The sequence below is a fragment of the Parafrankia sp. EAN1pec genome (assembly GCF_000018005.1).
Lineage (GTDB): Bacteria > Actinomycetota > Actinomycetes > Frankiales > Frankiaceae > Parafrankia > Parafrankia soli.
The window spans coordinates 3,483,006-3,495,805 of the sequence record NC_009921.1; the positions used below are offsets into that span (position 1 = coordinate 3,483,006).

Annotated in this window: 10 protein-coding genes and 2 pseudogenes; 3 read left to right on the plus strand and 9 right to left on the minus strand. The window is 67.5% G+C overall.

Features of this window, described 5'->3' with window-relative positions:
- Window positions 1-186 precede the first annotated feature (186 nt).
- The 6 genes and pseudogenes from FRANEAN1_RS14385 to FRANEAN1_RS14410 all read right to left on the minus strand — a co-directional run bounded on the left by FRANEAN1_RS14385 (window position 187) and on the right by FRANEAN1_RS14410 (window position 7,346).
- Complete coding sequence (locus tag FRANEAN1_RS14385) at window positions 187-1,638, minus strand: IS110 family transposase (RefSeq protein WP_020460529.1); 1,452 nt, start codon at window positions 1,636-1,638, stop codon at window positions 187-189.
- A gap of 134 nt (window positions 1,639-1,772) precedes the next feature.
- A complete protein-coding gene (locus FRANEAN1_RS14390; RefSeq protein ID WP_020460530.1) occupies window positions 1,773-2,435 on the minus strand; it encodes a helix-turn-helix domain-containing protein in 663 nt (220 codons plus the stop codon).
- A gap of 370 nt (window positions 2,436-2,805) precedes the next feature.
- Window positions 2,806-4,587, minus strand: a complete 1,782-nt coding sequence (locus FRANEAN1_RS14395; protein ID WP_020460531.1) for a reverse transcriptase/maturase family protein — start codon at window positions 4,585-4,587, stop codon at window positions 2,806-2,808.
- 535 nt (window positions 4,588-5,122) lie between these two features.
- Window positions 5,123-5,851 (minus strand): annotated as a pseudogene (locus FRANEAN1_RS14400) (IS5 family transposase); the annotation flags it as partial.
- A gap of 252 nt (window positions 5,852-6,103) precedes the next feature.
- Window positions 6,104-6,307, minus strand: a complete 204-nt coding sequence (locus tag FRANEAN1_RS14405) for a hypothetical protein (RefSeq protein ID WP_041254172.1) — start codon at window positions 6,305-6,307, stop codon at window positions 6,104-6,106.
- Window positions 6,308-6,512: 205 nt separating this feature from the next.
- Window positions 6,513-7,346, minus strand: a complete 834-nt coding sequence (locus tag FRANEAN1_RS14410) for an IS5-like element ISFsp2 family transposase (protein ID WP_020460533.1) — start codon at window positions 7,344-7,346, stop codon at window positions 6,513-6,515.
- A 242-nt stretch (window positions 7,347-7,588) separates the two neighbouring features.
- On the opposite strand from FRANEAN1_RS14410, the gene FRANEAN1_RS14415 reads away from it, so the two are divergent.
- Window positions 7,589-9,433, plus strand: coding sequence for an MMPL family transporter (locus FRANEAN1_RS14415; protein ID WP_049795660.1), 1,845 nt, complete (start codon window positions 7,589-7,591; stop codon window positions 9,431-9,433).
- Window positions 9,434-9,642: 209 nt separating this feature from the next.
- On the opposite strand, the gene FRANEAN1_RS14420 is transcribed toward FRANEAN1_RS14415, so the two are convergent.
- Together FRANEAN1_RS14420 and FRANEAN1_RS41000 are read right to left on the minus strand one after the other, a co-directional pair.
- Window positions 9,643-9,915 carry a hypothetical protein gene (locus FRANEAN1_RS14420; protein WP_020460535.1) on the minus strand — a complete coding sequence of 91 codons (273 nt, stop codon included), beginning with the start codon at window positions 9,913-9,915 and terminating at the stop codon, window positions 9,643-9,645.
- 655 nt (window positions 9,916-10,570) lie between these two features.
- A pseudogene (locus FRANEAN1_RS41000) lies at window positions 10,571-10,717 on the minus strand (aldehyde dehydrogenase family protein); the annotation flags it as partial.
- On the opposite strand from FRANEAN1_RS41000, the gene FRANEAN1_RS43365 reads away from it, so the two are divergent.
- A complete protein-coding gene (locus FRANEAN1_RS43365; protein WP_347177299.1) occupies window positions 10,668-10,943 on the plus strand; it encodes a hypothetical protein in 276 nt (91 codons plus the stop codon). The pseudogene FRANEAN1_RS41000 and the gene FRANEAN1_RS43365 sit on opposite strands and share 50 nt — an antisense overlap.
- Entirely contained in the window at window positions 10,871-11,182 is a 312-nt protein-coding gene (locus tag FRANEAN1_RS43370; protein ID WP_347177229.1) for a GGDEF domain-containing protein, read from the plus strand. The genes FRANEAN1_RS43365 and FRANEAN1_RS43370 overlap by 73 nt, the downstream gene beginning before the upstream one ends.
- A 42-nt stretch (window positions 11,183-11,224) precedes the next feature.
- Here the strand turns inward: FRANEAN1_RS43370 and FRANEAN1_RS14435 are convergent, their stop codons facing one another.
- The gene (locus FRANEAN1_RS14435; RefSeq protein WP_020460537.1) at window positions 11,225-12,673 is read right to left on the minus strand and encodes an aldehyde dehydrogenase; all 1,449 of its coding nucleotides are present in this window, start codon (window positions 12,671-12,673) and stop codon (window positions 11,225-11,227) included.
- Between the last annotated feature and the right edge of the window lie 127 nt (window positions 12,674-12,800).

A 12,800-nucleotide genomic window follows, 5' to 3' on the forward strand; every position in this document is an offset into this window, starting at 1 on the left:
CAGGGTCTGGAGCGTGCGGAGAACTTGGTAGAGGGTCAGGCCGGCGCAGGGGCTGACTGGAAAACCCGACGTGACGTGGGCAGGCTCGCGGCCACCGGGGCACGTGGCCGCTGGTGGGCGTGGGGGTGGCAGTTCGGGGGTGGCTGTCGGCTGGCCTTTCTGTAGGCGAGGCTGGCGGGTCGGGCTTCAGGCTGCGGCGAGCATGGCGGCGGCTTCCTCGGGCGAGAGCCCGAGGTTTTTCATCTGCCGGGCCAGCGTTCGCTTGCGCTTGTCCGGGTCCTGGTGGCGGGTGTGGTAGTCCGCGCCGAGTTCCCGGAACGGCACCTGGTCGTGCACCATCCGCCAGATGATCTCTAGGATGGTGCGGCTGGTAGCGACGAGAGCCTTCAGCGCGCCGCGGCGGGCGCGTAACCGCCGGTGACGTGCCCCGAGGAAGGTGTTGGTGCGTGCGACGGAGGCCGCGGCCGTGCCGAGTGTGCGGCGCACGTACCGGTTCCCGCGCCCGGTCCGGCCCATCCGTAGCGACGCCCCGGTCTGGATCGTGCGCGCGGTCAGCTTCGCCCACGACGCCAGGTGCCCGGAGGTTGCGAACGGGGCCATGTCCGTGCCGATCTCCGCGAGGATCAATTGTGCGGCGTCCCTGCCGATCCCGGGGATCGCGTCGAGCAGGTCGACGAGATCCGCGACCGTCTGCGGCCCCGGCAGGCCACCGGCGGGTGGGGGCGTGCCACCTGCGGGAGGGGCGTCGGCGGGCGGGATGATCTCACCGGTGACCGGCGAGACCGTCCCGACCCCGGGCACCGTGGTGATCTCAGCGACGCCGGGGGTGTCGGTGCGACGGGTGGGAAGGGGGATCGCCGCGGTCATCTGGTCGATCCGCGCGGACAGCGTGGCGAGGTGCTTGTCGAGCGCGTCGATCTGCTCCAGGTAGATCGTGAGCATGAACGCGTCGTGGTCGCTGAACCGGCCGGTCAGCGCCGCGGTCAGTGCTGCCGGCGAGGCCTTCAGACCCGTCCCGAGTGCCGCGAGCCGGCGCGGGTCGCGTTCCCCGGCTATCAGTGCGTTGAGGATCCGCCGGCCGGCGACCCCGAAAACGTCCGAGACCACCGACGACAGTTTGATCAGCGCGCCTTCGAGTAGTTTCTCTGCGCGCTGTTTGACCCGCGTGCGGTCCGCGACGAGGTCGACCCGCATCCGGGTCACATCCCGCATCCGGCGGATCGCCACCGGCGGCACGAACGACCGCCGCAGCATCCCCCGCTCGTTCAACTTCGCCAGCCACACAGCGTCGATCTTGTCTGTCTTGGGTCTTCCGGGGACGTTCCTGACGTCCCGGGCGTTGACCAGCCACACTGTCAGGCCCCGCTCCTCGAGCAGGTAGTAGAACACCCGCCAGTAGTCAGACGTGCTTTCGACGACGACCCGCTGGACGCCCTGGCAGACCAGGTGGTCGGCGAGTTCCTCCACCGCCGGGACCGTCGCGGTGACACCGAAGACGCGGGTGACTCGCCTGCCTTCCCGGCTGTCGTGCGGGACCCGCACGCACACCTTCCCGGACGCCTTCGCGACGTCGATCGCCGCCACCCGATCCAGGATCTGCTCGGCGTCGTCCACGACGACCTCGACCGAACCGTCCACCGCACCCCCAACCCATCGATACCTACAGGTAGCGACCGCCCGGGGACCGACATGAGATCAACACTCTGACTGGCGTGCTCAAGGCACAGCGGGCGACCCGCACGGTCAAGATCCCTCGCCAAACTTTTGGACGGCTACGAAGGCCAAGCACCGGACGGCGTTGGACGGGCGGTCAACCGCACCCTGCCAGGCCATCCCGCACCCGCCCGCGGGGCCCCGGGCCGGGGTTTTCCCGCCAGGGCGGCGGCCCGAAGGGCCAGGGAAACTTTTGGGACGAAGTCGGGGTCGGTGCTTTCTGCCCAGGAACGGGTGTGCCGCCAGCGCACCTTTTCTTTGAAGAGGACGCGTCGGACCTGGCTGCGCTGGATCTGGATACCCAATGCGTGGGCGGCCTCGGTGAGAGTGTCCAGGGTCCACTGGGCTGGGCCGGTCTCGTCGATGGCACCCAGCCCGCCGGCGGCGTCGCGGACCGGCTGTCCTGGTGGGGTGGTACGAGCCAGCTCGATGATCTGAGAGCGTTCGGTCTCGGTGATCCGCGGTGGGCGTTCGGGGATCGGCTGGTCGGCCAGCCCGTCGAGGCCGTCGGTGTTGAACCGGTGCAGCCACAGGCGCACCGTCTTGGGATGGCAGTGCAAGGCCGCGGCGATCTGAGAAACGTGGTCGCCCGACCAGCTGGCCGCGACGATCCGGGCGCGTAGAACCCAGTCCGCCGGAGCGTGTCGCGCCCCGGCCAGCTGGCGGATCTTCTTCTCCTCGACCGGACCATCCGGCGGCCGTGCAGACAGGAAAGTCGGCATGACGTGCTCCTCACCAAAACACGGCGATACCCCGACCGCTACGATCTACCCGCCTTTAAGGAACGTTGCATTAGTGCCTGCTTTGAATCTTGACAGCCGTTAACTGTCCGTGTTTGTTCGGGCTGTCCAGCGTGAGACCGGTTCGCCGCGGGCAAGGCGTCGGACCATGGTGCGGATCATGGCCCAGTAGACGAAGGCAGTGGAGCTGGCAGGGTCGCGTTCGTAGTCGCGGGCGAGACGGCGATGCGTGGTGATCCAGGCCGATGGGTCGGCCGCGCAGCGAGGTGCCAGCCCGAGGGCTGGTCCTTTTCCGCGCGGCCTCCCGCCGAACCGGACGTGATGGTTTCCCGATCATCCGGCTCTCCGGTGACTACTGCGTGAGCGGTGTGGCGGGCCGCCCCTTGTGGATCTGGCCGTGGCAGGTAGCGCAGACCACGAGTGTCTTGCGTCTGCGGTTTGCCATGGCTGTGACCCACGGGGGCGGCAGAGGGCCGGGTGCCGCGAGGTCTTTGAGCGCGCGGACGTGGTGAACTTCAACGTTGCCCGTGCGCTGGCAGACTTCGCAGATATCCGCGAGGAGCCTGGTGAGGAGTTCCTTGTGCGGATAGTCCACCCGGGTCGGCTGACGGTCAGAGACCGTCGCTGTTTTCTGCCGGCGGAGTGGGATGTCACCGAACCGTGCGACCAGTGGTTTTCTGCTGTCGCGTTCGATGCGTGCCTCGAAGCAGGTGCGTGGCCCGTGCGGTGTCTGGATTTTGGCCTTGTGTTTGGCTGCCATCTTCGACACCGACGAGCGGTGCTTGCCTGCCAGGGTCTTGAGCATGGATGTCTCCATGACCCAGCGCAGCCGGTGAAGTCGGTGGACGTCTCCGGCCAGCAGGTAGTACTGGACGATGCCCCGGTAGATGGCCCCGTAGGTGGCGACGATGGTGTAGTCGTTACCGTTGGTCAGGGCCTTCTGCTTAGCGGGTTTTCCGCGGTGCAGGTAGGGGACACTTTTAGCTTTGATCACATCGCGTGGCACCCGTAGCGCGACCTGCCCGTTGACCGATCGACGGCGCCGGGTGGTCTTGCTGCTGTTGTGCTGGACAGTGATCTCGTAGCCGAGGAAACGGGCCGCGCCGGTACGGGCGTGGGTTATCAGCGTCTTGTCGGCGGACAGTTCCAACTTGAGGTCGTCACGCAGGAACTCCGCCAGCCGCTGTCTGATTTCCTCGGCTTCGGCCTTCGGTCCGGTGAACCCGAGTAGATGGTCATCCGCATATCTGCAGTAACGCAGCCGCCGATATCCCGGATCATCGGGATCGGAGCTGGGCAGGCTGACCATTCGCCGTCGTAGTATCCGGGCTTGGCCCCGGTCACCACGTCGGCGTGCCTTGGCCAGCTCGTTCTGCAGAACGAGGTAAGCAGGGTTACGCGCCCTGCGGCCCCCTCGGGTGTACTCCGGAATCAGAATCTTCTCGACGAACTCGTCCAGCTTGTGCAGGTAGATCGAGGACAGGATCGGCGAGGCCACGCCCCCTTGGGGAGCCCCCGACAGAGTCGCCCCCCACCTCCAGTCCTCCAGGTATCCGGCTCGTAGCATGTTACGCACCAGCCTCAGGAACCGGTTATCGCGGACCCTCTCCGACAGGATTCCGATCATCAGGTCGTGATTGAGAGACCCGAAACAGTCGGTGATGTCTCCTTCGATGAACCAGGCTGTTCCGGTCCAGGTGTTGGCTATCTCCCGCAGAGCGGTGTGGCAGCCTCGCCGTGGCCGGAACCCGTGGGACCGGTCGGAGAACGTCGGTTCGTAGTAGGCCTCCAGGAGCAGGCGTACAACTTCCCCGACGAGCTTGTCCGACCAGGTCGGTAGCCCCAACGGGCGGGTCTTCCCATTCTTTTTCGGGATGTGGACTCGCCGGACGGGGTGGAATCGGTAGCGTTCGTGGCGCATCGCATCGATGATGCGACCGATCCTCTCCTGGGACATGCCGTCCACGGTTTCCTGTGTGACTCCGGGTGTCATCGCACCATGGTTGGTGTAGATACGCCCGTAGGCCAGCAGATACATCTGTGGGTTGAACAGTTGCCGGTACAGTTCGTCGCACGGCAGCCCTCGTTTGCCGCGTTCACGCAGGACACCCAGCACCGTTGCGGCGCTCTGCATTACGCATACCTCCCGAGTCTTGGGTGTCCGATCACCTGGCCCCCTTCGCCCTGTAGGCGGCTTTCCCGCCCTCCCTGGCCGGTCGTGACTCCGGCGACTACTACGAGGCCTCCGTCGCCATAGGGCTCGCGCCCCGGTAGGCGATCCCGCGTTCGTCTCTGTTGTACGTGACAGCGTGACGTAGGCGTCCCACTTATCTCCTTGAACACCCTCGCTGGGTGTCGCCCCGCACTCCGGAGGTTGCATCGGCCACCTTGGACTCCGACGCAGAGCACGGCACCGGTTTCAATGGTCTTTCCGGTGGATGGGAACTTGCATCGACTGGAGATTGGGATTCAGGCAATCAAGCTTTCGCCGTATCACGCGGGCCCACCCGGCGCACCGTCCCTGACCACTGGACCCGGCCGCCGGGAATCATGGCATGCTGTTGTCCCCTTCACCTTTCGGATCCAGGTCAGCCATCCGGCCCAGGAACCTCCCTCCAAGTCCCTCCCGGCTCAGCCGGGGATACAACAGAGCGCCTCGCGGCGCACAGGGTTCGTTCCACGACCCAGCGCTTCGGTAGTGGTCGGAAGCCTTTCTGGCCTTCCTTCTTCCGGACGATCTCGATGGTGGTCTTCACGACATCGGCGGCCCAGCTGACGAAACGGCCGGCGAAACCGCCGTCCGCGAACAGGAAACGGCAGGAGGGAGTCGTGAAGTAGTGGTCGACCAGCGGCTGGCGGGCGCCGTCGCGGTCCTGACGGCTGGCCGGGACGACCAGCACGGTCAGCAGCAGGCCCAACGTGTCGACGACGATGAATCGCTTGCGGCCGTTGACCTTCTTCCCGGCGTCGTAGCTGCGGGTCGCGGCTGTCACGGTCGGGGCGCCCTTGACGGACTGGGAGTCGATCACACCAGCGGTCGGTTCGGGCCGGCGCCCTTCGGCCTGGCGGACCTCGTCGCGCAGCGAATCGTGGACCGTGAGGGTGACGCCCTTCTTCTTCCACCGTTCGAAGAAGCCGTAGACGGTGTTCCAGGGCGGGAAGTCCGCGGGCAGTGCCCGCCAGACGACCCCGTTGTGGGTCACGTAGAGGATCGCGTCCACGATGTCACGCCGGTCGTGCTTCTCCGGCCGCCCGTCCTTCGGCGCGGGCGGCAGCAACGGCTCGACATAGGCCCATTCCTCATCCGACAGATCCGAGGGATACCGGTGCGATCGCGCCATGTCTGGACCATCCCGGCGCAGCCCCACCAGACCAGCCCGCCACACCGCGAAGATCAGAAACGGACCACGCGCGGTACACACCACCAAGATTCAAAGCAGGCACTTAGACCAGCGCGGCGATGTGGTCGCACCCGATCGAGGAGCCTGGGGCGCCGCCGCGTCCACTCTCAGGCGACGGTCGGGCATCGTCGGCATCGTTGCGCTGCTCGTCACGATGGCGCTCGGTTTCGGGACGACCAGACTCGAGTTCGCGACTGGCCAAGACAACTACATGAACGCCGAGTCCAGTGTGTACCGGGACAACACCGCCTACCAGCAAATGTTCGGTGGCAGCGCGATGCTGTCGGTGTTCACCGTGGACGGGAACGCCACGTTGGCCGACCTTTTCACCGCGAGAAACGTCGCCCAGTGGAACGAGCTGGCGCGGGCCCTCGACCGGGATCCAGGGGTCGCGGCGGTGGTCACGCCGGTCACCGCGCTGCAGTTCAGCAGCAACCTGATCGGCGGCGACACCGGTGACCTGATCTCAAGCCCGGCCGCGCAGATCCTGAACCGAGCGCGTCAGCGCGATCCTGACCCGAGCTCCGTCCGTCTGCGGCTTGACGACGCCATCCGGACGTCGACCCGGTACAACGCGATCTCCGACAGGACACTGAACCTTTCCCGGCAACCATTCGTCACCTTGCGTAGCAACAGTTCCGTGTTGCGGTGTTGGGTGTCAGGCGGTCCTGCGGTGCTCGGTGTGGAGGATGACGAGGGCGGCTTTCGCGACGAGTCCGATCTTCCAGGGGTCGATCGTGATGTTGCGGAGCAGCCGAAAGGTGACCTTGAGCAGCGCGTTCGCGCGTTCGCCGACGGCGCGCAGCGCGTTGTGGACCCGGTTGTGCGCCTTCTGTTCGTCGGTGAGTGCGCCGCCCTTGGGCTTCTTGTAGGCGGTCGCGAGCGGTCCGGCCGGGCTACCCAACCCTTCGTAACCGAGGTCGAACAGGACCTCGTGCGGGTCGGCGGCCCATTCCTCAAGGATCGGCTGCGCGCCTCCGGCGCACAGCGCGGTCGAGTCGTGCTCGCGGCCGGGCCTGACGTCCGAGACCCACAGCGGCCAGCCGTCGTCGGGGGCCGAGAGGATCTGGATGTTGCCGCCGTGGTTGGAGATCTTGCCGGACCACCACAGGTCCACGCCCTCGGTCGGGCCCGGTATGCGCAGCCGGTCGGTCTCGATGATCGTATCGTCGATGATGAGGTGGCCGTAGCCGGCGATCCTGGCGCGCATCAGCGCTTCGCGCAGGTCAGGGGCTTGCCAGGCAAGCACGGCAGTGCCCTCGTGTAGGTAGCGGTAGCCCACCGACCGGGACACCCCGTGATCCTTGAAGAGCCGGCTGGTCCTGGTGCCGTCACAGAACCAGCGCAGGACCATGACCGCCTGTTCCAACGTGGACAGCGTGCGGGTGCCGTTGCGGGTGCCGCGACGCTGACGCTCCGCGACGAGAAGACCCGCCAGGCGGAAGACGGTGTGATCGCTGATGGGCAACTCGGCGGTGTATGTGAAACTCATGGAGGCGCGGGGTTCCTTCGGAGTTGCTCTTTGGTCGGAACAACTTCCTATCGGAGCCCCGCGTCTCCGTCGTCGCAGCCCCGGGGACACTCACACCGCGCAATGGTCACCGAACGTCACGGGCCGTTGCTGGGAATGGCTCACTGACCAACCCCGCCTGGGTCAAATTCCTCCTGTATGACAACAACGGGCAGATACGGGAGTCGCTGCGTCCGTTCTTCCCGAACCCGCGGAACACCCAGATGGTGGTTCGGCTAGCCGGTAACACCTCGGCCAAGGACGAGGGCGCCGGCGTGGCGACCGTCGAGAAGGCCATGGCCAGGCACACCTTCGACCACGCCACCGTCGTCACCACCGGCGGCCCGGCGTTGCTGCGCGACATCAACGACTACCTGCACGGCGGCTTTCTCACCCTCGGCGGCATCGCGCTGGCGCTGATGGCCGGCCTGCTGCTCGTAGCGTTCGCCGTCCGCTGGCGCCTGCTCCCGCTCGGCGTGGTCACGGTCGGCCTGGTCTGGGCCTTCGGTCTGGCCGGATACCTGGGTATCCCACTGTCCGTCATCACCATCGCCGGACTGCCGGTGCTGCTCGGAGTCGGCATCGACTTCGCCGTTCAGCTGCACTCCAGAATCGAGGAGGAGGTGTCCCTCGACCGGGCCGCCCATCCGCTGCGGGAGACGCTGCGCAAGCTCGGCCCGGCCCTGCTCACCGCCACCCTCGCCAGCGTGCTGGCCTTCCTCGTGCTGGAGTTCAGCGCGGTGCCGATGCTGCGGGACTTCGGCACGCTGCTCGCCGTCGGCCTGCCGGTCATCGTCATCGCCACGACCATGATCATGTTCGTCTCGCTGGGGTGGCGGGAATGCCGGTCGCCGACACCGGCCAGAGACTACACCGATGGCCCCCTTGCCCGCATCGTGATCCGCCTCGGCGGCCTGCCCCGAACGGCTGCCCTGCCACTGGCGGTGCTGTCCGTCGCGGTCTTCGTCGGCGGACTCTTCGCCGAGCAGAACCTGACCGTCCAGACCGACCCGGAAAGATGGGTCAGTCAGAACAGCCAGGTGGTGAAGGATATCGACCAGGTGCGCGAGCGGGTGGGTGCGTCGGGCGAGCTGGGCCTGTTCGTCCAGGCGGACGATGTCTTCAACGACCGGACGACGCAGTACGTCTACCAGCTCGGCGCGCAGCGGACCGCCGAGAGCCAGGGCGATCTGCTCACCGCCTCCAGCCTGCCGACCACCATCGGACTCCTGCTCAAGGTGCCGGGGACCACCACTGTGCTGCCCACTGGCGCGGACGTCATCGCCGGGTTCAACGCCGCTCCCTGCGACATCCGAGTCGTCTCGGTCAGCATGACCGGCACGGCCGACCGGGCCGCGCTCTGCGCCGCGACGCTGCGGCCGGGCGACGCCCATCCGGGTGCCTTCAACCTCGTCTTTCGCCAGGCGGACGTGTCGCTGCAGGAGCGATCCGACGACCTCGACGCCCTCCGCGACCACCTTGCGCCGCCGGCGGGTGTCACCACCACTCTCTCGGGCTCGACTGTCGTCGCAGTGGCCCTGCTGCACAACTTCGAGGCGAACCGCACAGACCTGACCTACTACGCGCTCGGCATCGTGTTCGTCTTCGTCCTGCTGCGCCACCGCAACCTCGCCCGGGCACTGCTCTCGATGGCGCCGGTCCTGATCGCGGTGGGCCTTGGGTCCCTGCTGTCCTGGGCCGTCGGCCTGGAACTCAGCCCGCTGACCGCGGTCGGCGGGCCACTCGTGATCGCGTTGTGCACCGAGTTCACGACTCTTATGATATTTAGGTTCCTGGAGCAACGGCGGCGCGGCGACGCTCCACGCCAGGCAGTCGATGTCACCGCTGCCCGCACCGGCCGAGCGTTTATGGTCTCGGCGCTGGCTGCGATTATCGGCATCCTGGTGCTCGCGCTCAGCTCGTTGCCGCTGTTGCGGGACTTCGGCCTCGTCGTCGCGGTCAACGTGTTCGTCGCCCTGCTGTCGGCTCTGGTCGTGTTGCCGCCGCTGCTGGTCTGGGCGGACGAGCGAGGCTGGTTACATCGGGCACCTACGTCGCCGGACGCCTGATGGATGGTGGACGCTGGCTGGCAGGCCATCGGCGGCTACGTCCGTGTCAGGCACGCGCAGGAGCGGTGGTCCTGCGGTCACCCATCGCCACCGGCGGAAGCCGCTGCCTGAGATTCGTTCAACCACAGGCTGTCCGTGCCCCCGATAAACACCCACGGCCGGACGTCGGTCGTCGCGCCGGTCAGACAGGCGCATCCGGTACCGGACGGCTACCTCTTCGCGAAGCGACCGAAGGTCGGCTTGCCGGCGCCGTCGAGGGTGACGATGTCCGCCTCGACCTCGGGGCGCATCAGGCCGGCGACGGCCTCCCGCATCAACAGCACCTCGCGCCGCGGCAGGGTCAGGCTCTTGCGCAGCTCGAAGCTGCGCCGGCGCACGGCCTGCTCGGGAACATCCTTGTCGAACAGCATGGCCTCGAGGCGCTCAACCGCGTCGTCGAGCGCCATCGCCGCCCGAGGAGTTACCCGACGTTTGCCGGTCATACTGCGCCCTCCACGTCATCGGTCATTAGTTCAGCCAGCACGGCTGCGCCGGCGGCGGACAAGCCGAAGCCGTCCAAGTTCACGATGTTGATGGACGACGACGAACAGGACACGGCTGATCTGGTCGTCCGGAAGGCTCGGCGGCTGACCGGCGGCAACGTGCACGGCGCTGGAGTAGCCGTCGACGACCGTGGGCACGAGGCCGTGGACGAGATGGCCGACACCGCGGTGAGCCAGCCCGTCCGGCGTCCAGCGGCGGGTGACGGTGAACGGTGCCGAAGCCGCTGTCGGGACGCACCGTCACCAGGGTCCGCCCGGCGACGAAGGCCAAGATCTCCTCGCTGGCGAGCGCGCCGGTCGCCGGCATTGAGGCGCACCGCGTAGGTGTTGAGGAACAGGTGCGTCGGGTAGTGGTCGATGGGGTTGTCAACCCTCGCTCTCCCGCAGGAACTTCGACCCCCGGGACTTCTCGAAGAAGATCAACCTTCGCTGCGTGTGCGATAGTCCCAGGCCGCCGCTGGGAGGTTGTCGTCCCCCGGGCTCAGCAGGACAGGGGCCGTGCTCTCGGCGTGCCTGGGACGCGTGTTGAGCGGGCAGGGGCCGCGCGGTCCCGGGCTCGGCTGCTGCGCGGTGATGGAGATCGACTTGATGGCGCGAGGTAGCTTTCGATGCCTTCCGGACCGAGCTCACGGCCGTACCCGCTGCCCTTGACCCCACCGAACGGCGCCGCCGGGTCCATCGAGTAGCCCTGGTTGACGCCGAAGGTTCCGGCGCGCACCCGGCCGGCGATGGCGATGGCCCGACGCATAGCGCGGCAGGACACCTTTGCCCTGCGCATGGCCAAGGGTGCCGTGCACCACACTCTCGACGTCCAGGGTTTCACCACCGCCGTCGACGCCGTCTTCGAAATGCACCACCTCGGGCACGCCCGCGCCGCCCCGGACGTCTCGTCGTACTGTTCTGTGATCTCGACGGATTCAAACAGATCAACGACAAATTCGATCACGCCGTCGGCGACGATCTGTTGAAGGTAACAGCCCGCCGGCTGGCCAGCACGGTGCCGCCGGCGGACACGGTCGCCCGGCTCGGCGGCGATGAGTTCGCGACCCTGTTGCCCGCCGATACGGAGGAGCTTGAAACGGTCGGACGACGCTTGGCTGCTGCGGTACGCGCACCGATCGGGCTTGGGGACAACGCATGTACCGTGACTGCCAGCACCGGCCTCGTCGCCGTCAACCCTGCGTCGACCCTGTCGGCGAGCCCGTGACTGCGGACGCCCTCCTACACCGCGCCGAGTTGCAAGAAGCCTTCAGGGGGCCGCGACGGAGATCGATTTGATGTCGAGGTAGCCCTCGAGCCCTTCACGGCCGAGTTCACGGCCGTAACCACTGGCTTTCAGTCCTCCGAAGGGGGCGGCGGGGTCCATGGAGTAGCCCTGGTTGACGCCGAAGGTGCCGGCTCGGACCCGGCTGGCGATGTCGAGGCCGTGTTCGGTGTCGGCGGTGAACACGGAGCCGGCCAGGCCGTAGTCGGAGTCGTTGGCGATGCGGATGGCGTCCGCCTCGTCGTGGTAGGGGATGACGGCGAGGACCGGACCGAAGATCTCCTCGCGGGCGATCGTCATCGAGTTGTCGACATTGCTGAAGACGGTGGGTCGCACGTACCAGCCGCGTTCGATGCCCGCGGGTAGGTCGGTGCCGCCCAGGACGAGTCGGGCGCCCTCGCGCACGCCGGTGTCGATGTACTCGCGCACCCGTTCCTGCTGGCGCCTGGCCACGAGCGGGCCCATCTCGGTCCCGGGATCGGCCGGATCGCCGATTCTGATGGCCGAGAGGGTTGCCGCGAGTGCCTCGGCGTAGTCGCCGATGCGGCGTGCGGGCGCGAGCACACGGGTGAGGGAGTTACAGATCTGCCCGGCCATGCCCATGCCCGAGAGGCGGACGGCACGCGCCACGGTGGCCGGGTCGGCGTCGTCCAGCGCGATGGCCGCCGACTTTCCCCCGAGCTCCAGGCTGACCTTGGTGAGGTGGGGAGCGGATGCCGCCGCCACCTGCCGGCCGACCGCCGTCGAGCCGGTGAAGGAGACCTTGTCGATGCCGGGGTGGGCGACGAGGTGGGCGCTCACCTCACGGTCGGCGGGGATGACGTTGACGACGCCGGGTGGCAGGCCGGTCTGGTCGAGCAGGTCGGCGAAGAACAGGGCGTCGAGCGACGACTCGGGCGCCGGCTTGAGCACGACGGTGCAGCCGGCGAGGAGGGCCGGGATGACTTTGGTGACGGTCAGGAACTGCGGCATGTTCCAGGGGACGACGGCGGCTACGACGCCCACGGGCTCCTTGCGCAGGATGATGTCCTGGCCGTAGGTTCCCGGCCGGTTCTCCCGCCAGCGGTAGTCGGCCGCGATGTCGGTGAGTGCGCTCATCATCGCGCCGGGGAGGGCGACCTGCGCGCGTCTGGCGAAGGAGATCGGCGCACCCAGCTCGGTGGTGATCAGCTCGGCGAGCTCGTCGCGATGCTTGCCGTAGAGCGTGACCAGCCGGCGGATCGCCTCGACGCGCTCGGCCGGGTCGGTGTGGGGCCACGCTCCCTCGTCGAAAGCCTGCCGCGCCGCGGCGACAGCGCGGTCGACATCCGCGGTCCCCGCCGCTGCCACGCGACCGACCGGCTCTTCCGTATGCGGGGAGATCACCTCGATGAAGCGGTCGGCGCTCGGCGCGACCCAGGTGCCTCCGACGAACAGCTGCTCCCGGTCCTGCATGAGTGCTCCCTATGCCGATGTCGTCGATCCGGATCGCGATCTTGCGGAGTACCGCCCACGACTCGGTCCTCCGCGTGCCGGCGCCGAGCATGATCACGTTCGTGGTAGCCATCGAGCTTCCCTGAGG